We start from the raw sequence: 17,262 nt of genomic DNA, 5'->3' as shown, positions 1-17,262 counted from the left end.
TGCAGGAAACGCCCCGCACCGGGGCGTTTTTTTATCCCTCTGCCTCCAGCCGCAGCACGTTGCGCCAGCCGCGTGGGAGCAGCGCTCCGCGCAAACCACGACTGCCTTCGAAGCGTTCCATGTCCTGCTGTCGCAGGCTCATGGTGCGTTTGCCTGCGGTAATTTTCAGCGCCTGCTCCTCGTTGATCACGGCCATTGCGATCATGTTCTCTTCACCGGCCCTGACCCGCTTCGTTGGCAGACCGATGAGCTTTTGCCCTTTGCCGCGCGGCAGCTGCGGCACCTCGTCCAGCGGGAATATCAACAGCCGCCCCTCGTTGCTGGCTACTGCCAGCCACAGCGATGAAAAATCGCCGGCAACCGACACCGGCGCGAGGGCGATGGTGGGTGCCGGTACGTTCAGCACGCGTTTGCCGGCGCGGGTGCGTGAATGCAGGTCGCCAAGCGTAGCGATGAATCCATAACCGGCGCCACTGGCCAGCACCAGTTTGTCGCCCGCATCACCGAGCGCAACACCACTGAAACTTGCTCCCTCCGGCGGGTTGAACTTGCCCGATAATGGCTCGCCCTGCCCGCGCGCAGATGGCAACGTGTGGGCCGCCACGCTGTAGGCGCGACCTGTGCTGTCGAGAAATACCGCGAACTGGTTGCTGCGCCCGCGGGCCGACGCCAGGAACTCGTCACCCGCCTTGTAAGACATGCCGGCAGCATCAACTTCATGCCCCTTTGCGGCACGGGCAAAACCACGCGCAGACAACACCACTGTCACCGGCTCGCTGGGCACCAGCTTCGTCTCGTCCAGGGCCTGCGCCGCGGGCCGGTCAACGATTGCGGTGCGACGCTCGTCGCCAAATCGCTCGGCATCGGCAAGCAGTTCTTTTTTCACCTGGGTCTTGAGCCGCGCCTTGCTGCCGAGCGTGGTCTGCAATGCTTTACGCTCCTTGTTCAGCTCGCGCTGCTCGCCCTTTATCTTGATTTCTTCGAGCCGAGCCAGGTTCCGCAGGCGCAGATTGAGAATCGCTTCAGCCTGGATATCCGACAGCCGGAATTGCTTCATCAGCACCGGCTTTGGCTCCTCTTCTTCGCGAATGATGGCGATAACTTCATCGATATTGAGAAACGCCGTCATCAGGCCCTTGAGCACATGCAGCCGTTGCTCGACCTTGTCGAGGCGGAACTGCAGCCGACGCTGCACAACATCAGTACGGAAAGTCAGCCAGTCGCGCAGCAAGCTGCGCAGATCGCGTACGCCCGGCCGGCCATCGAGGCCGATCACGTTCATATTGACGCGCACGCTACGCTCCAGATCCGTAGTCGCAAACAAATGCGCCATCAGCGCATCGGCATCAACCCGTCGTGACCTGGGAATAATTACCAGCCGGGTCGGGTTTTCATGATCGGATTCATCGCGCAGATCTTCGACCAGCGGCAGTTTCTTTGCATTCATCTGGGCGGCAATTTGTTCCAGTATTTTTGGCCCGGCGCTCTGGTGTGGCAGCTCGGTAATGACAATTGCATCGTCCTCACGCTGGTAACCGGCCCGCACCCGCACGCTGCCGGTGCCCGTTTCATAGATCTGGCGAATATCTTCCGGCGGACTGATAATTTCGGCGCCGGTCGGAAAATCGGGCCCTTGAATATGCCGGCACAGGTCGGCCACCGTGGAGCGCGGCCTGGTCAGCAGCAGCACTGCTGCATCTACCACTTCACGCAAATTGTGCGGCGGCACGTCGGTGGACATACCAACAGCAATGCCGGTAGCGCCATTGAGCAGCACGTTGGGCAGCCGGGCCGGCAGCGACAGCGGCTCATCCATGCTGCCGTCAAAGTTCGGCCCCCAGTCCACAGTCCCCTGCCCCAGCTCTGCCAGCAGCACACCAGCGTACGGGGTAAGCCGCGCCTCGGTATAGCGCATCGCGGCAAAAGACTTGGGGTCATCCTGCGAACCCCAGTTGCCCTGGCCGTCTACAACCGGGTAACGAAACGCAAATGGCTGCGCCATGTGCACCATCGCTTCGTAGCATGCCGAATCACCATGCGGATGGTATTTGCCAATCACGTCACCAACTGTACGCGCCGATTTCTTGTGCTTGCTGGCGGCACTCAGCCCGAGCTCGCTCATCGCGTAAATAATGCGCCGCTGTACCGGTTTGAGGCCGTCACCAATGTGCGGCAACGCCCGATCGAGGATGACGTACATCGAGTAATCGAGATAGGCCTTTTCCGCGAATGTCGACAGCGGCATTCGCTCGACGCCTTCGAGATTCAGTTCACTCTGCACCGGGATTTACCTCGTGAGTCAGACTTCGGCGAGATCGCCCTTCTTTTCCAGCCACTTGCGCCGGTCGGCAGCGCGCTTGCGGGCGAGCAGCATGTCGAACAGCTGCTCGACACGATCGTTTGATTCGATGGTCAGCTGCACCAGCCGGCGGCTGTCCGGCGCCATTGTGGTTTCACGCAGCTGCGAGGGGTTCATTTCACCGAGACCCTTGAAGCGCGTCTCGGTCAGCTTGCCTTTCAGATTGTCCGCCTTGATGCGATCGCGAATCCCCTCACGTTCCTGATCATCAAGTGCGTAATAGACCTGCTTACCGACATCGATGCGATAAAGCGGCGGCATGGCAACGTAAACGTGGCCGGCGGCGACCAGCGGGTTGTAATGCCGCAGGAACAGGCCGCACAGCAGGGTCGCAATATGCAGCCCGTCAGAATCGGCATCCGCCAGGATGCATACCTTGTAGTAACGCAGCTTTGACAGGTCATCGGAGCCCGGATCAACCCCGAGCGCCACGCTGATATCGTGAACTTCCTGCGATGACAGCACCTGCGTCGCGTCGACCTCCCAGGTATTGAGAATTTTGCCACGCAGCGGCATCACCGCCTGGAATTCGCGGTCACGCGCCTGTTTGGCAGAGCCACCGGCCGAGTCTCCCTCGACCAGGAACAGTTCGCTCATCTCCGGTTCTTCACTGGTGCAATCCGCCAGTTTCCCCGGCAGAGCCGGTCCGCTGACCACTCGTTTGCGTACAACTTTTTTGGATGCGCGCATTCTTTTTTGCGCATTGGCGATTGCCCGTTGCGCGATCAGCTCACCGGTTTCAACGTGCTGGTTGAGATACAGCGCGAAAGCATCCTTCGCCACGCCTGAAACAAACGGCGCACACTCACGTGACGACAGGCGCTCCTTGGTCTGGCCGGAGAACTGCGGGTCACGCATTTTTACCGACAACACGAAACTCACCCCTTCCCAGACATCGTCGGGGAGCAGGCGCACGCCGCGTGGCAGCAGGTTGCGGTACTCACAGAACTCGCGCAACGCATCAACCAGCCCGGTACGCAGGCCATTCACATGCGTGCCGCCAGCAGGCGTCGGGATCAGGTTGACATAGCTCTCGCCAAAGACGTCCGCAGCCGACCATGCCAGCGCCCACGTGGCAGATTCGCGTTCGCCCTCAGCTTCACCCGTGAACAACTCGTCCGGCAAACGCTCGGCATCGCCCAGCGCCTCACCGAGATAGTCGGCCAGGCCGCCACTGTATTGCCATTTACTTTTTTTGCCGTTGGCCTCGGCAAGTGTCACCAGCAGGCCGGGGCACAGCACGGCTTTTGCGCGCAGCAGATGCTTGAGCCGGGCCAGGGAAAACTTTTCGTTGTCGAAATACTTCTTGTTCGGCCAGAACTGCAACGTTGTGCCGGTATTCGCCTTACCAACCTTGCCGACCACTTCGAGGTCGGAAGCAACGTCGCCATCGGCAAACGCCATGTTGTATTCCTTGCCGCCGCGCCGAATCCACACCTCCAGGTGTGACGATAGTGCGTTGACAACTGATACGCCGACGCCATGCAGGCCACCAGAAAACTCGTAGTTCTTGTCGGAAAACTTGCCTCCCGCGTGCAGCCGCGTGAGGATAAGCTCAACGCCGGGAATTTTTTCCTCAGGATGCTTGTCGACCGGCATACCGCGGCCATCATCCTTGACCGTCATTGATCCGTCTTTGTGCACGGTGACGTCAATTCGCTTGCAATGGCCCGCCAGTGCCTCGTCTACAGCATTGTCGATTACCTCGCGGGCGAGGTGATCGGGACGGGTAGTGTCGGTATACATGCCCGGGCGGCGGCGCACCGGGTCAAGTCCGCTGAGGACCTCGATATCTGAGGCTTTGTATTGACGACTCATTGTTGTCGCGGATTCTACGTGTGGTTCACGCGAGCGACAACGGTTGCAAACAGTGTCGAGTCAGCCCAGATCTGCAATCAGCGACTCGCGCAACGGCGTCGGCACCGTTTCCACGCGGTGGTTGTAGAGGGCATGCTCGACGCCGGCGGAGAGTGCCGCGCCGCCTCGCAGCCGTTCGATCATTGCCTGCTCGAGTTCAAAACGCATGAAATGCACTGATGAAGTTTTTTCCGCGGTGGATCGCTCGAGGTCTTCATCAGCCCTGGCGTAGACGCGCTCACACCCTTCAACCTGCATATAGCAGACATCCTCGATGCCAATCAGGCTGGCCAGCTGGCGCGCCCGCTCGCGCGGGTCCGGCACCTCGATCATCATCGTGGCCTTCCAGTTGGTGCCGTCCGGGATCAGCGGATTATAGGCATCAAGCTCTTCCTGGATGGCGTCAGCCTCGAATATGCGCTCGGCACGCAGCATCTCCTGTACCTGGTAGTGCATCGTCAGCCGGTCTTCAAAATACAGGTTGACCAGTGGGCCCAGCGCCAGGCGCCGCTGGCGCTTGTGCTCCATCACCGCAGCGCGCATGCCCTCCCGCTCCTGTGAATAGGCTTCCAGCGTGTACAGGTCAGAGCGTTGCAGCTTGTTCATTCCACCAATCCGTAAGCCATACGCAGCAACCGCATCGGGTGCGTTGGCGCGGAGTCGTCGCCAACACCAACACTGATCTGGTGACCGGCCATCGGGCAATCGCTCGCGTACCAGTCCGCTTCGGCGCGTTCAACTTCACGCACAACCGGGCGACATATCTTCTGCCCGATGTCGAAATACTCTTTCTTCACACCATAGGTGCCGTCGTGCCCGCTGCAGCGCTCAATAGGCTTTATTTCGGTGTCGGGTATCAACTTCAGCACATCGCGGGTTTTCATCCCGACGTTTTGTACCCGCAGGTGGCAGGCCACGTGCCAGGCAACTTTGCCCAGCGAGCGGCTGAACTCAGTATTGAGCTTACCCGCCTTGTGGCGCAGCATCAGGTACTCGAACGGATCGAAAAACGCCGCTGCCACTTTCGCCACCTGCTCGTCATCCGGAAACATCAGCGGCAATTCCTGACGAAACATGAGCACGCACGATGGTATCGGCGCCGTGAGATCCCAGCCTTTATCGACCAGCGCGGCGAGCGCCGGCACGTTGACTTCCTTGAGCCGTGCCACCGAGTCGAGATCGCCCTGCTCCAGCTTTGGCATGCCGCAGCATCGCTCCAGCTGCGACAGCCGCACCGGGATGCGGTTGTGCTCGAACACCGTAATGAGGTCCTCGCCAAGCTCTGGTTCGTTACGATTGCCATAGCACGTAGTAAACAACACCACCCTGCCGAGCGTCGAATCGGTCGGGTCACCCGGCCGCTCGTGGTCAATGCGGGCTTTCTCGCGCTTGCGCAGCGGTTTGCTGTGATACTCGGGCACCGGCGCATCGCGGTGCACACCGACGGTCTTTTCCAGCATTGCCCGGCCCGCCTTGCTGGAGTTCACGGCATTGACGGTCTGGGCGATGACGGGAATACCGGCCAGCTGACCGACCCGGTCAGTGGAACTGAGCACCTTTTCACGCAGCTTCGAGCCGTCTTTTTTGAAGCGCTGCGCCTTGGCCCTCAGCATCAGGTGCGGAAAATCGATTTGCCAGGGGTGCGGCGGCACATACGGACATTTAGACATGTAACACATGTCGCACAGGTAACAATGGTCGACAACTTCCCAGACTGCCGCCTGGCTGATGCCGTCGACCTCGCCAGTATCCGATTCGTCTACCGCATCGAAAAGCGTCGGGAATGCATGGCAGAGACTGAAGCAGCGCCGGCATCCGTGACAGATGTCATAAACACGCTCCAGTTCTGCATGCAGTTTGTCGGCATCCCAGAAATCATCCGATTTCCAGTCGATAGGGTGGCGCGTCGGCGCCTCCAGACTACCTTCCCGAGGTCCTCCGGGCTTATCACTCATACTGACGGCTTGACGTCAGTCGTCGAGATTGTCGAGGGCTTTCTGGAACCGGTTGGCGTGAGAACGCTCGGCCTTGGCCAGCGTTTCAAACCAGTCGGAAATCTCTTCGAAGCCTTCGTCACGCGCCGTGCGCGCCATACCGGGATACATATCGGTGTACTCGTGGGTTTCACCGGCAATTGCGGCTTTCAGGTTGGCACCGGTGTTACCGATCGGCAGGCCGGTTGCAGGGTCGCCGACTGCTTCGAGGTATTCGAGGTGACCGTGCGCATGACCGGTTTCGCCCTCTGCGGTGGAGCGAAAAACGGCTGCCACGTCATTGTAGCCTTCGACATCGGCCTTCTGCGCGAAGTACAGGTAGCGTCGATTTGCCTGCGATTCGCCGGCAAACGCATCCTTCAGGTTTTGTTCGGTGTTGCTGCCCTTCAGATCCATGATCAACCCTCCAACAGTATTAGAATGAGTCTAAAATGACTGGGTAAACTGTAGTCGCAGATGGCACTCAAGTCAACGTGGCAGCGCGATGCAATTGACCCGTTGTTGGCCTGTGTGTACCGTGACGGCGCTGTTTTTTCGAGGGTTTGATGAGCAAGAAAAAAGAAACCGGATTCGAGCAATCGCTGGCCGAACTCGAGGCTCTGGTAGAGCAACTCGAACGTGGCGATATGCCGCTGGAAAAAACCCTGGAGCAGTTCGAACGCGGCATCGCGCTGACCCGCAGCTGCCAGCGGGCGCTGCAGGATGCTGAGCAAAAAGTCGAAATCCTGCTGAAGAAAACCAGCGACGCCAAGCCCGAAGATTTTGACAGCGACAGCTGACGCGCGTTTGTGACGCCATTGCGCGAGTTTTTTGACCAATACCGGCGCCGCGTCGACGACGCGCTGGAATCCTGGCTGCCACCGGCGACTGACTCACCGAAACGCCTGCATGAAGCCTTGCGTTATAGCGCACTTGGCCAGGGCAAGCGTCTGCGCCCGTTGCTGGTATACGCCGCCGCACGCGCTGCCGGTCTCGAACCCGGGTTGCTCGATGCTCCTGCGTGCGCTGTCGAACTTATTCATACTTATTCGCTGGTGCACGACGACCTGCCGGCAATGGACAATGACGACCTGCGCCGCGGCCGGGCAACCTGCCATCGTGCTTTTGACGAAGCAACCGCCGTTCTGGTCGGTGATGCCCTGCAGGTACTCGCATTCGAAATACTTGCCACCGATGCGAATCTGCCTGCATCACCGCAATTGCGTGTTGCCATGGTGGCCGAACTTGCCGTGGCCAGCGGCACCCGTGGCATGGCCGGCGGGCAGGCTATCGACCTGGCGGCAATGGGTAATGTCCTCGAAGTGCAACAGCTGGAGCACATGCACCGGTTAAAAACCGGTGCCCTGATTCGCGCCAGTGTGAGACTTGGCGCGATGCCGGGCACCGCGCTCCCGCCCGGCGGGCTGCAGGCGCTGAGCACCTATGCTGAACACATTGGCCTGGCGTTTCAGATCCACGACGACATCCTCGACGAGGAAGGTGATGCCGAGGTCATCGGCAAGACGCCCGGCTCCGACCGTGCCAGTGCCAAGCCCACGTACACCAGCATGCTGGGAATCGAGGAAGCCCGGCGCCGCGCGCGCGAACAGCATGAGCAGGCGCTGGCGGCACTCGCCCGATTCGGCTCCGAGGCCGATATCCTGCGCGCAATTTCCCAATATATTGTCGAACGACACCGATAAACCGGCCGACTGCCGGCAAATTGTGGATAATGCACCGTTCGCAAGCGAGGAGGATGCTGCGCAAATGAGTAGCCAGCCAGAGAAAGGCACCGCAAAAGTCGCCGAAATCGCCGATGTCCAGGGTAGCCCGGACACGCGCCGCCTGCCGATAAACAAGGTGGGCATCAAGGACATATTTCACCCGGTACGGGTGCTTGACCGGTCCGGCGGCGAGCAGCACACCATCGCTAACTTCAACATGTACGTGAACCTGCCGCATAATTTCAAGGGCACGCACATGTCGCGGTTCGTAGAAATACTGAATCGCCACGAAAAAGAAATCTCGGTGCGTTCGTTTGCTGACATGCTGGCGGAAATGACTACACACCTGCAGGCCGATCGTGGTCATATCGAGATGCGCTTCCCCTATTTCGTCAACAAGAAAGCACCGGTAAGCGGCGTCGAAAGCCTGATGGATTATGAAGCGACTCTGATCGGCGACCACCGGGATGGCGAAAACCTGATGTCGATACGCGTCGTGGTGCCGGTTACCAGCCTGTGCCCGTGCTCAAAGGGCATCTCTGACTACGGCGCGCATAACCAGCGTTCACATGTGACGATTACGGTGCAGACACGCGAATTTGTCTGGATCGAGGAAATCATCGACGTCGCCGAGAGCGAAGCCTCGTGCGAACTGTTTGGCATCCTGAAACGCCCGGATGAAAAATACGTGACCGAGCGCGCCTACGATAATCCCAAATTCGTCGAGGACATGGTCCGCGATATCGCGCAGCGCCTCAACGAGGACGACCGCATAAAAGCATATGTGGTCGAGTCAGAAAACTTCGAGTCCATCCACAATCATTCTGCCTATGCCCTGATCGAGCATGACAAGGAAGCCGAGCAGAAAGATCAGGCTTGCTGAAGTTCTGCAGGTGAATGCGTGCGGCGATGTACTTCATTGGCTCGCTGCAGCCGCCTGATGAGTGAGCGCAGGAACATCTTGGTAAAACGCAGCTGACACGCTGCCGATACCTGCTCCAGCAGGGTGGAACTTACCCGCAACAGCGTTACTGAACGGTCGGCTTTGATGGTCGCGGTACGCCGGGCATCCTGTACATAGCTGGTCTCACCGAAACAGTCGCCGGTATCCAATCGCCCGACCGCCTTGTTGTTGCGATTAACCACCACGTTTCCATCGACGATGATGTAGAAGCGGTCGTCCATTTCACCCTCACGGACAATTTCCTCGCCTGGCGCGTAGGTATGCCAGTCGCTGGCACGCAGGACTTCCCAGATCTCGCCATGTGAGAAATCATGAAAGAAGCTGAGTTTGCGCAACTGATCGAAACGCTGCTGCTGGTCGATCTGGTCTTCCTGCTGCTGTAGCTGCTGGAAAGCACGCGTCAGGTCGGCAGCGTAATCCAGTCCGTTCTTGTAGCGAACCTCCGGGGTTTTCTGCATTGCCTTGGCGACAACCTCTTCCAGGATTTCCGGCAGGCCAGGACGCTGCATATGCATTGGCTTCGGTGTTGCATAAACAATCTGGTGCAGCAGCTTTGACAACGTTGCGGCGCGCAATGGCCGGAAACCCGTCAGCAATTCGTACATCACGGTTCCGAGCGAGTAGATATCGCTACGATGCGTGATATCGCCACCCTGCACCTGCTCAGGTGACATATAGCTGGGCGAGCCGGCAATACCGTTGATCTGTGACGTCTCGGATCCATCACGCAGGGCAATACCAAAATCGATGATGCGCACATCACTGTTAGTAGTGAGCATGATGTTACTGGGCTTGATATCCCGGTGTACAACACCACGCCCGTGGGAGTAATGCAGCGCTTTGGCGCACTTGAACACAATCTCGACTACATCAGATACGCGCAGCAGGTTCTGCGGGTTGCAATACGCGGCCAGCGTGCGCGCGCCGTGCACATGTTCCATCACCACGTAGTAGTGATCGTTCTCCTCACCGGCGTCATAGATCGGCAGGATATTCGGATGCTGCAACATGCCAACCATGTTGGCTTCGTTGAAGAACATCTTGCGCACAACCTCGCGATCTTCTTCGCGCTGCGCTTCCATGTGATAGACCTTGATCGCTACATCACGGCCATAAAAAGGATCGTGTGACAGGTAGACTGTCCCGGTGCTACCCTTTCCGACTTCCTTAATTATGTCGTATTTACCGATCTTGCCGATCATTTTTTTCACAGCGGTCGCGCCACATGTTGAGTAACAGTGCGCAAGGATATGCCGCTTACGGTCAAATGACTGTGATCGGTTTCGCGTAATGCCTCAGAGATTTACCTGCGAATCGAAGATGAAGAAGATGCTGCAAATGTGGAGGTTTTTTACAGTACTTCTGGCGCTGACAACCGGCTGCTCACCGCAACCGCACGCGTCAGTGAACATAACGCTTGATGCGGCGCCCGGGAGCGCCGAACCACACCTGGCCCGCGCACCAGACGGCACTGCGGTGCTGAGCTGGCTCGAGCCGGTCGCAGACGAATACGCCTTGCGGTGGTCCACTCTTGGGGCCCAGGGCTGGAAAAAACCTGCGACGGTCGCCACGGGCACAGAGTGGTTTATCAACTGGGCAGACTTTCCGTCGGTAGTTCCTGTCAGCAACCAGCTGTGGGCGGCTCACTGGCTGAAAAAAAAGCCGGGTGGCATTTACTCTTATGACGTCGTTGTGTCTGTCTCGACCGACGCCGGCCACACCTGGTCTGCACCCGTCAGCCCGCACAGTGACGGAACCCGTACCGAGCACGGCTTTGTCAGCCTGTTTCCCTGGCAGGGCGGCATAGGCGCAGTCTGGCTGGACGGGCGCAATATGGCGCAGGATGGGCACGACCATGACACAGGCGGCGCCGGGCACATGACCCTGCGCTCCGCCGTCATTGCAGCTGACGGAAGCATCCGCGCAGAAACAATTGCCGACGACCTGGTCTGTGACTGTTGCCAGACTGACGTTGCGGTGGGCAGCAGCGGACCATTAATGGTTTATCGGGATCGCACCACAGAAGAGATCCGCGACATTTACCTGGCACGAGCCGTTGGCGAACGCTGGGAACACAGTGGTCCGGTCAGCAATGACGGCTGGGAGATACCCGGTTGCCCGGTCAACGGACCGGCAATTGCCGCTGCCGGCCAGATAGCCGTCGTTGCCTGGTTCACTGCCGCAAATGACTTCCCGCGTGTTCGCTTCGCCCGTTCGGACGACTCCGGGGCGACATTCAATGATCCGGTCGACATCGAAACAGATAACGTGATCGGCCGTGTCGATATTGAGCTGATCGACGACGGTCTGGCAGTTGTCAGCTGGCTGAGAAAAAATAAACAAGGCGACGGCGAGATCTGCGCCCGCGCAGTTTCCGCTGACGGCAGAGCCGGGCCGGTAAAAATTATTGCCACAACCAGCGCCGCCCGTTCTTCGGGCTTTCCGCAAATGATCCGCACCGGCGATTCACTGATTTTTGCCTGGACCGATGCGTCGGGCGAAGAAAAACAACTTCGCTCTGCCCGGCTGGCAACAGCCGCGCTGCATTGACCGGATTGCAGCGCCTCACAACTCGCGCGTCCGCCACAGGACGAATAACGCCGGTATTACCACCAGCGTAAGCAACGTGGCACTGACCATGCCGCCGACCATGGGCGCCGCGATACGCCGCATGACTTCAGAGCCGGTGCCACCACCGAGCATGACCGGAAGCAGGCCGATTACGATGGTCGCCACAGTCATCATTATTGGCCGCACCCGCAACAGGGCCCCGTCGATGACGGCCTGCCGGACATCGCTGCGGGCCAGCGGACGCCCTTCGCTGGCCGCCAGCGTGACCTGCTCACCCATGGCCCGGTTCAGGTACACCAGCATGACCACGCCGATCTCGACTGCTACGCCGGCCAGCGCAATGAAACCAACGCCAACCGCTACGGACAGGTCATATTCGAGCAGGTACAGCAACCAGAGCCCGCCGATCAAAGCGAATGGCATGGTGCCGATGATGATTGCGACTTCGGCGAAGCGGCGAAAATTCAGGTAAAGCAGCAGGATGATGATAGCGATGGTCAATGGCCCGACAATCGAAAGCCGCTGTTTTGCCCGCACCATGTACTCATACTGCCCCGACCACGCCAGTGAGTAACCGGTCGGCAATTCAACCTCGTCCGCTACCACGCGCTGTGCGGCGGCGACATACGACCCCAGGTCGCGATCCGCAATATCAACATAGGTCCAGCCGTTGCGACGCGCATTTTCGCTCTTAATCACCGGCGGGCCGTCGACAACCTGGACCTCTGCCACATCGGCCAGAGCAATGCGGGCGCCACCTGCGGTGACGACAGGCAGCAGTCTCAGCTGCTCCACCGAGTCACGAACTTTTTGCGGGTAACGAATATTTACCGGGTAGCGCTCCAGTCCCTCGACAGTTTGTGTGACGTTCATGCCGCCGACCGCTGTGCGTACTACTTCCTGAACGTCCGCGATGTTCAGGCCCAGACGCGCTGCGCGGGCGCGGTCGATATCAACCTCGATATAGCGACCGCCGGTGACGCGCTCGGAGTACACCGACACGGTACCCGGCACCCGGGCCAGCACGCGCTCCAGGTCGCGGCCGATCTTTTCGATCACGCCAAGTTCAGGCCCGGCCACCTTGATGCCAACCGGTGTTTTAATACCGGTTGCCAGCATATCGATGCGGGTCTTGATCGGCATCACCCATGCATTGGTCAGGCCGGGAATCTGCACGGTGCGGTCGAGTTCCGCACGCAGTTTTTCCGGTGTCATGCCCGGCCGCCATTGCTCGCGTGGTTTTAGCTGAATAACAGTTTCGATCATTGTCAGTGGCGCCGGATCGGTGGCTGTCTCGGCGCGGCCGATCTTGCCGAATACCCGCTGCACTTCCGGCAGGCCTGCGATCAGCTTGTCGGTCTGCTGCAGCAGCTCACGTGCCTTGTCGATGGAAACACCTGGATATGTAGTCGGCATATACATCAGGTCGCCTTCATCCAGCGGCGGCATAAATTCCGACCCCAGTTGCGTTGCCGGCCACAGCCCTGCCACCAGCACGACGAGCGCGAGCAGCAGGGTGAGCGCAGGAAAACGCATGACCGCGTTGATGGCCGGCCGGTACAGCGCAACCACGAATCGATTGATCGGGTTGCTGTGCTCGGGCAGCACACGACCCCGAATGAAATAACCCATAAGCACCGGCACCAGCGTCACTGCAAGCACCGCAGCGGCCGCCATCGCGTAGGTCTTTGTGAAAGCCAGCGGCGCGAAAAGGCGGCCTTCCTGAGCCTCCAGCGTGAATACCGGCAGGAAACTGAGCGTGATAATCAGCAGCGACAAAAACAGCGGTGGCCCGACCTCGCAGGCAGATTCGGCAATGACGTCCCAGCGATTGTCATCGGTCAGTGGTTCTTTCTCGATGTGCTTGTGTACGTTTTCGATCATGACGATTGCGCCATCGACCATTGCGCCAATTGCGATCGCAATGCCCCCAAGGGACATGATATTTGCGTTGATGCCCTGCAGATGCATGACAATAAACGCTGCGAGTATGCCGACCGGCAGGCTCAGCATTACCACCATCGACGAGCGCAGGTGAAAAAGGAACAGTGCGCACACCAGCGCAACTACGACAAACTCCTCGATAAGTTTTTCGCGCAGGTTGACGACGGCCCGGTCGATCAGTGCCGAGCGGTCATAAGTCGTTACCACCTCGACGCCATCGGGCAGGCTGCGTTCGAGCTCCTCCAGTTTCGTGCGCACCGCGCTGATGGTTTTCGAGGCATTGCCTCCCCAGCGCATCACGACTACCGCGCCGACAACCTCACCCTGGCCGTCCAGCTCGGCAATGCCACGCCGCATCTGCGGTCCGAGCCGAATTTCGGCAATGTCGCCTAACACTATCGGCGTGCCGCTGGCGTTAACACCCAGCGGAATGCTGCGCAGGTCGTCCGGGCCCTGAATATAGCCGGTGGCGCGCACCATGTATTCAGCTTCGGCCATCTCGATGACCGAGCCACCACTTTCCTGGTTGCCGTGCTGTACCGCTCGCCGCACCTGCTGCAACGACAAACCATAGGCACGCAACTTGTCAGGATCGAGCACGACCTGGTACTGGCGCACCATGCCGCCGATAGTGGCCACTTCTGCCACACCCGGAACAGTCTGCAGCTCAAATTTGAGGAACCAGTCCTGCAGGCTGCGCAGCTCGGCAAGATCATGACGCCCGCTGCGGTCGACCAGCGCGTATTCATAAATCCACCCGACACCGGTCGCATCCGGCCCCAGCGCCGGTTTCGCGTTGTCGGGCAGCTGCGCTGCGACCTGGCTCAGGTATTCCAGTACGCGCGAGCGCGCCCAGTACAGGTCTGTACCGTCTTCAAAAATAACGTAGACGTAGGAATCGCCGAAAAACGAGTAGCCACGCACGGTCAGCGCCCGTGGCACCGACAGCATTGCCGTAGTAAGCGGATAGGTCACCTGGTCTTCGACCACCTGCGGCGCCTGGCCGGGATAGGACGTCTTGATTATGACCTGCACGTCGGACAGGTCCGGCAATGCATCGATTGGTGTTTGACGCAGGGAAAAGATGCCCCAGGCAACCACAAAAGCGGTAGCCAGCAACACCACGAATCGGTTGGCAACAGACCAGCGTATCAGCGCAGCAATCATGGCATCGACCCGGTTTTGATTGCGGTGATGACAAAGCGATCACCGGCCTCTTCTTCGATAACCACATCCACGCGCTGACCAAGACTGAGATCATCCAGCAACGCCGGATCAGCCACGTCGAAGGCCATACTCATCGCCGGCCACGACCACTCCTCGACCGGGTCGTGCATCAGCGTGATGCGCTGCTGCGCAACACGCCAGCCTTCCACAACTGCTCCAACAGTGACGCGTGATGCCTGTTTTTCCATGCGCCCGAGCGCCACGTCGATGTTCGATTCTGAATCGATCAGGAACTGCCCGGACGTAACAACGACGTCACCGGCCGCCAGGCCATCCAGAATTGCCACCCGGTCACCACTCTCGAGTCCCGGCTCAACGGGCTGCGAACGGAATTGCCCGTCACCGAGGGCCAGCACGACACGATTGACCGTGCCACCTCGAATCAACGCCTCTCGCGGCACATGCACAACCGATTCGGTTGCCTGCCCGTCAATTTCGACCCGCACAAACATGTTGGGCCGCAGGACACCGTCGGGGTTAGCAAAACCCAAACGCACTTTTAGCGTGCGGGTTTTGGGGTCGAGTTCCGGATAAACATAGTCGACGCTGCCCACCCGGGTTTGTCCCGGCAGGTAGTCCGTACTCACCCGCGCCTGCTGGCCTTGTTGCACCCAACCGGCCTGGCGTTCGAACACTTCGGCCACTACCCAGACGCGGTCCAGCGCGGCAATAGTCATGATCGGCGTTGCCGGCGTGACATAACCACCCTCGCGGATGCCCAGATGCGCAACAATGCCGTCCTGCTTTGCGTAGACCCGCGTGCGTTGTTTTACCTGCCGGTCCTTTTCCAGACGGGTGATCCCGGCAGCGCTTACACCCAGCGCTGCCAGGCGCTCACGTGATGCCCGGCGCAACACGGTGTTATTACTGCGCAGCGCCGCCAGGTATTCCTCCTGCGCATTAACAAGGTCCGGTGAATAGAGCTCGAACAACAACTGCCCGCTGCTGACCGGATCGCCGCTGGCCCTGACCGCCAGTTTTTCCACCCAGCCCGCAACACGCGTGCTTACCTGCTGCATCGTATTCTCGTCGTAGCCGACATAGCCGACGGTTCGTAATTGTCGCGGGAGGCTGCCAAAGGCCGCGCGCGCGGTCCGTACGCCGAGGTTACTGACCACGACAGGATCAATTGAGACAGTACCTGGCACCGCGCCAGCCGACCCGGCATAAACAGGCACCAGGTCCATCCCCATCGGCGATTTGCCGGGGCCGTCGCGACGGTAGTTCGGATCCATCGGTGCAACCCAGTACAGAATTTCGGGCTCACCACTATCCGGATCCGCGTCGGCTGCCTGCATCGCCGGACGCTGCACCTGGCCGATAAAGAATCCGCCAGCCGCGGCGGCAAACAGCAGCACCAAAATGATAAACAGACGGTTCATTGCCAGATCCCCCCGAGGTTGGCCACAACCGCGTAGCTGCGCGCCCGATCGACCTGCAGTTGAACAGCTTCGAGCTGTGCGTTGAGCTCGGCGACAGCTGCACGCATCACATCAGCAAAGTCAGCCGCGTCACTCTGATAGGCATTAAGCGCCGCCGTCGAATGCTCGTGTGCCTGCGGTAACACCTGTTGCTGGTAGAGCGAGATCCGCCGGGTCAGCTGCTCGCAGCGTGCGTACCCGGCGTCAAGCCGGCTGGCCAGCTGACGCAGCAGCTGCTCTCTTCCGGCAGCGGCAGCTCGGCGCTGGCCCCGTGCTGCAGCGACCTGGCGATCCTGACGCTTGCCGCGAAAATACGGCAGGTCCAGGGTCACCCCGACAGTTGCGAAATCGGAACGTGAGGCCCCATTCGGCAGGCGCCCGTCGCGATACGCGTAGCCCACATCAAGCGCCCAGCCCGGCTTGTATTGCTGCTGTGCAAGCTCTACGGCATCACTGGCTGCCGTGATGCGTGCATCGGCCGACTGCACTGCGGGATGGCCTCGCAGCTGTTGCTGCAGCTGTGCCCGCGGCGGCAGCGGCTGCCATGCGGGAAGCTCGTTGTCGATCTGTCTGCGTGCCTCGTCGCCGATCCATTCAGACAGGCGTGCCTGTGCCTGCGCAGCGCCCTGGTCGATATCAATCAGGCGATCCTCCAGCCGGCTCAACTCCAGCTGTGCGCGCAATACATCCTGCTGGTTACGCCGCCCGACTGAATAAAGCGACTCGGTCACCTTGAGCATGTCGCCGAACAGCGGGCGCATAGCGGTGACAATGTCGCGCGCCGCATTCCAGTACCAGGCGTCGAGCCAGCTGGTGCGCACGGCCGCCCGCACATCACGTAGCCGGGCGGCAGCGCTGGCATCGAATTCCAATGCCATCGATTCATAATGACGGCTACTGACAGCGCGGCTGTTGCCCGGCGGAAAGGCCTGCCGCAGGCCGACCTGTGCCTGGGTCATACCCTCGGTAGAAAAACCACCGGACTCGAGCGGGAAGTTGGCCAGCGCGACACGCAGCTTCGGGTCGGGCAACTGGCCGGCAGCGACGGCCTGTTCGCGCAGTGCGCTGGCGCGCTCGAGAAGTACGGCCTGGCCAGGCTCAGCCGCAATGGCAAGCCGCTCGGCCTCGGCGAGAGTCAGTGACTGGCTGTTTGCCGCGGCTGAAAACAGCAGCAACAACAACAATTCGGGCACACGCCCGCGAAAAACAAACATGGGAACGA

The 17,262-nt window shown here is 59.8% G+C and carries 13 protein-coding genes; 4 read left to right on the top strand and 9 right to left on the bottom strand.

Annotated features, from left to right (window positions below; genetic code table 11):
• Positions 1 to 31: 31 nt before the first annotated feature.
• The 5 genes from parC to HKN06_01445 are packed head-to-tail and all read right to left on the bottom strand — an operon-like array spanning position 32 to position 6,606.
• Positions 32 to 2,245 (bottom strand): DNA topoisomerase IV subunit A, encoded by a 2,214-nt coding sequence (gene parC, locus HKN06_01465; protein ID NNF59978.1) that lies wholly within the window; start codon positions 2,243 to 2,245, stop codon positions 32 to 34.
• A gap of 54 nt (positions 2,246 to 2,299) precedes the next feature.
• The gene (gene parE, locus HKN06_01460) at positions 2,300 to 4,177 is read right to left on the bottom strand and encodes a DNA topoisomerase IV subunit B (GenBank protein NNF59977.1); all 1,878 of its coding nucleotides are present in this window, start codon (positions 4,175 to 4,177) and stop codon (positions 2,300 to 2,302) included.
• 60 nt (positions 4,178 to 4,237) lie between these two features.
• Positions 4,238 to 4,822, bottom strand: coding sequence for a DUF3501 family protein (locus HKN06_01455; GenBank protein ID NNF59976.1), 585 nt, complete (start codon positions 4,820 to 4,822; stop codon positions 4,238 to 4,240).
• Positions 4,819 to 6,171, bottom strand: a complete 1,353-nt coding sequence (locus HKN06_01450) for a Fe-S oxidoreductase (GenBank protein ID NNF59975.1) — start codon at positions 6,169 to 6,171, stop codon at positions 4,819 to 4,821. The genes HKN06_01455 and HKN06_01450 overlap by 4 nt, the downstream gene beginning before the upstream one ends.
• Positions 6,172 to 6,186: 15 nt before the next feature.
• Entirely contained in the window at positions 6,187 to 6,606 is a 420-nt protein-coding gene (locus HKN06_01445; GenBank protein NNF59974.1) for a rubrerythrin, read from the bottom strand.
• Positions 6,607 to 6,752: 146 nt separating this feature from the next.
• Here HKN06_01445 and xseB point away from each other — a divergent pair, with 146 nt between their 5' ends.
• From xseB to HKN06_01430, 3 genes are all read left to right on the top strand, one after another.
• Positions 6,753 to 6,989 carry an exodeoxyribonuclease VII small subunit gene (gene xseB, locus HKN06_01440; GenBank protein NNF59973.1) on the top strand — a complete coding sequence of 79 codons (237 nt, stop codon included), beginning with the start codon at positions 6,753 to 6,755 and terminating at the stop codon, positions 6,987 to 6,989.
• A gap of 9 nt (positions 6,990 to 6,998) precedes the next feature.
• Positions 6,999 to 7,892 carry a geranyl transferase gene (locus tag HKN06_01435; GenBank protein ID NNF59972.1) on the top strand — a complete coding sequence of 298 codons (894 nt, stop codon included), beginning with the start codon at positions 6,999 to 7,001 and terminating at the stop codon, positions 7,890 to 7,892.
• Positions 7,893 to 7,956: 64 nt separating this feature from the next.
• Entirely contained in the window at positions 7,957 to 8,796 is an 840-nt protein-coding gene (locus tag HKN06_01430; protein NNF59971.1) for a GTP cyclohydrolase I FolE2, read from the top strand.
• Here HKN06_01430 and HKN06_01425 read toward each other — a convergent pair.
• A complete protein-coding gene (locus tag HKN06_01425) occupies positions 8,784 to 10,088 on the bottom strand; it encodes a protein kinase (protein NNF59970.1) in 1,305 nt (434 codons plus the stop codon). The genes HKN06_01430 and HKN06_01425 overlap by 13 nt on opposite strands.
• A gap of 127 nt (positions 10,089 to 10,215) precedes the next feature.
• On the opposite strand from HKN06_01425, the gene HKN06_01420 reads away from it, so the two are divergent.
• Positions 10,216 to 11,427: an exo-alpha-sialidase gene (locus tag HKN06_01420; protein NNF59969.1), complete on the top strand. Its 1,212-nt coding sequence runs from the start codon at positions 10,216 to 10,218 to the stop codon at positions 11,425 to 11,427.
• A 15-nt stretch (positions 11,428 to 11,442) separates the two neighbouring features.
• Here HKN06_01420 and HKN06_01415 read toward each other — a convergent pair whose 3' ends face one another.
• From HKN06_01415 to HKN06_01405, 3 genes are read right to left on the bottom strand one after another with little or no spacing between them, the layout of a single operon-like run.
• Complete coding sequence (locus HKN06_01415) at positions 11,443 to 14,559, bottom strand: efflux RND transporter permease subunit (GenBank protein ID NNF59968.1); 3,117 nt, start codon at positions 14,557 to 14,559, stop codon at positions 11,443 to 11,445.
• Positions 14,556 to 16,001 (bottom strand): efflux RND transporter periplasmic adaptor subunit, encoded by a 1,446-nt coding sequence (locus HKN06_01410; protein ID NNF59967.1) that lies wholly within the window; start codon positions 15,999 to 16,001, stop codon positions 14,556 to 14,558. Before HKN06_01410 ends, HKN06_01415 begins: the two co-directional genes overlap by 4 nt.
• Positions 15,998 to 17,254 (bottom strand): TolC family protein, encoded by a 1,257-nt coding sequence (locus HKN06_01405; protein NNF59966.1) that lies wholly within the window; start codon positions 17,252 to 17,254, stop codon positions 15,998 to 16,000. The genes HKN06_01410 and HKN06_01405 overlap by 4 nt, the downstream gene beginning before the upstream one ends.
• Positions 17,255 to 17,262: the final 8 nt, after the last annotated feature.

The sequence above is a fragment of the Gammaproteobacteria bacterium genome (assembly GCA_013003425.1).
Taxonomy (GTDB): domain Bacteria; phylum Pseudomonadota; class Gammaproteobacteria; order Steroidobacterales; family JABDKV01; genus JABDJB01.
The sequence above is the reverse complement of the archived record's forward strand: the minus strand, read 5'-3'. Positions and strand labels throughout refer to the sequence as shown.

Coding starts and splice junctions, on each gene's coding strand:
- HKN06_01415 (NNF59968.1), bottom strand. CDS start 14,559: ATGATTGCTGCGCTGATACGCTGGTCTGTTGCCAACCGATTCGTGGTG.
- HKN06_01450 (NNF59975.1), bottom strand. CDS start 6,171: ATGAGTGATAAGCCCGGAGGACCTCGGGAAGGTAGTCTGGAGGCGCCG.
- HKN06_01430 (NNF59971.1), top strand. CDS start 7,957: ATGAGTAGCCAGCCAGAGAAAGGCACCGCAAAAGTCGCCGAAATCGCC.
- HKN06_01455 (NNF59976.1), bottom strand. CDS start 4,822: ATGAACAAGCTGCAACGCTCTGACCTGTACACGCTGGAAGCCTATTCA.
- HKN06_01405 (NNF59966.1), bottom strand. CDS start 17,254: ATGTTTGTTTTTCGCGGGCGTGTGCCCGAATTGTTGTTGTTGCTGCTG.
- parE (NNF59977.1), bottom strand. CDS start 4,177: ATGAGTCGTCAATACAAAGCCTCAGATATCGAGGTCCTCAGCGGACTT.
- HKN06_01420 (NNF59969.1), top strand. CDS start 10,216: ATGTGGAGGTTTTTTACAGTACTTCTGGCGCTGACAACCGGCTGCTCA.
- HKN06_01410 (NNF59967.1), bottom strand. CDS start 16,001: ATGAACCGTCTGTTTATCATTTTGGTGCTGCTGTTTGCCGCCGCGGCT.
- parC (NNF59978.1), bottom strand. CDS start 2,245: ATGCCGCTGTCGACATTCGCGGAAAAGGCCTATCTCGATTACTCGATG.
- HKN06_01445 (NNF59974.1), bottom strand. CDS start 6,606: ATGGATCTGAAGGGCAGCAACACCGAACAAAACCTGAAGGATGCGTTT.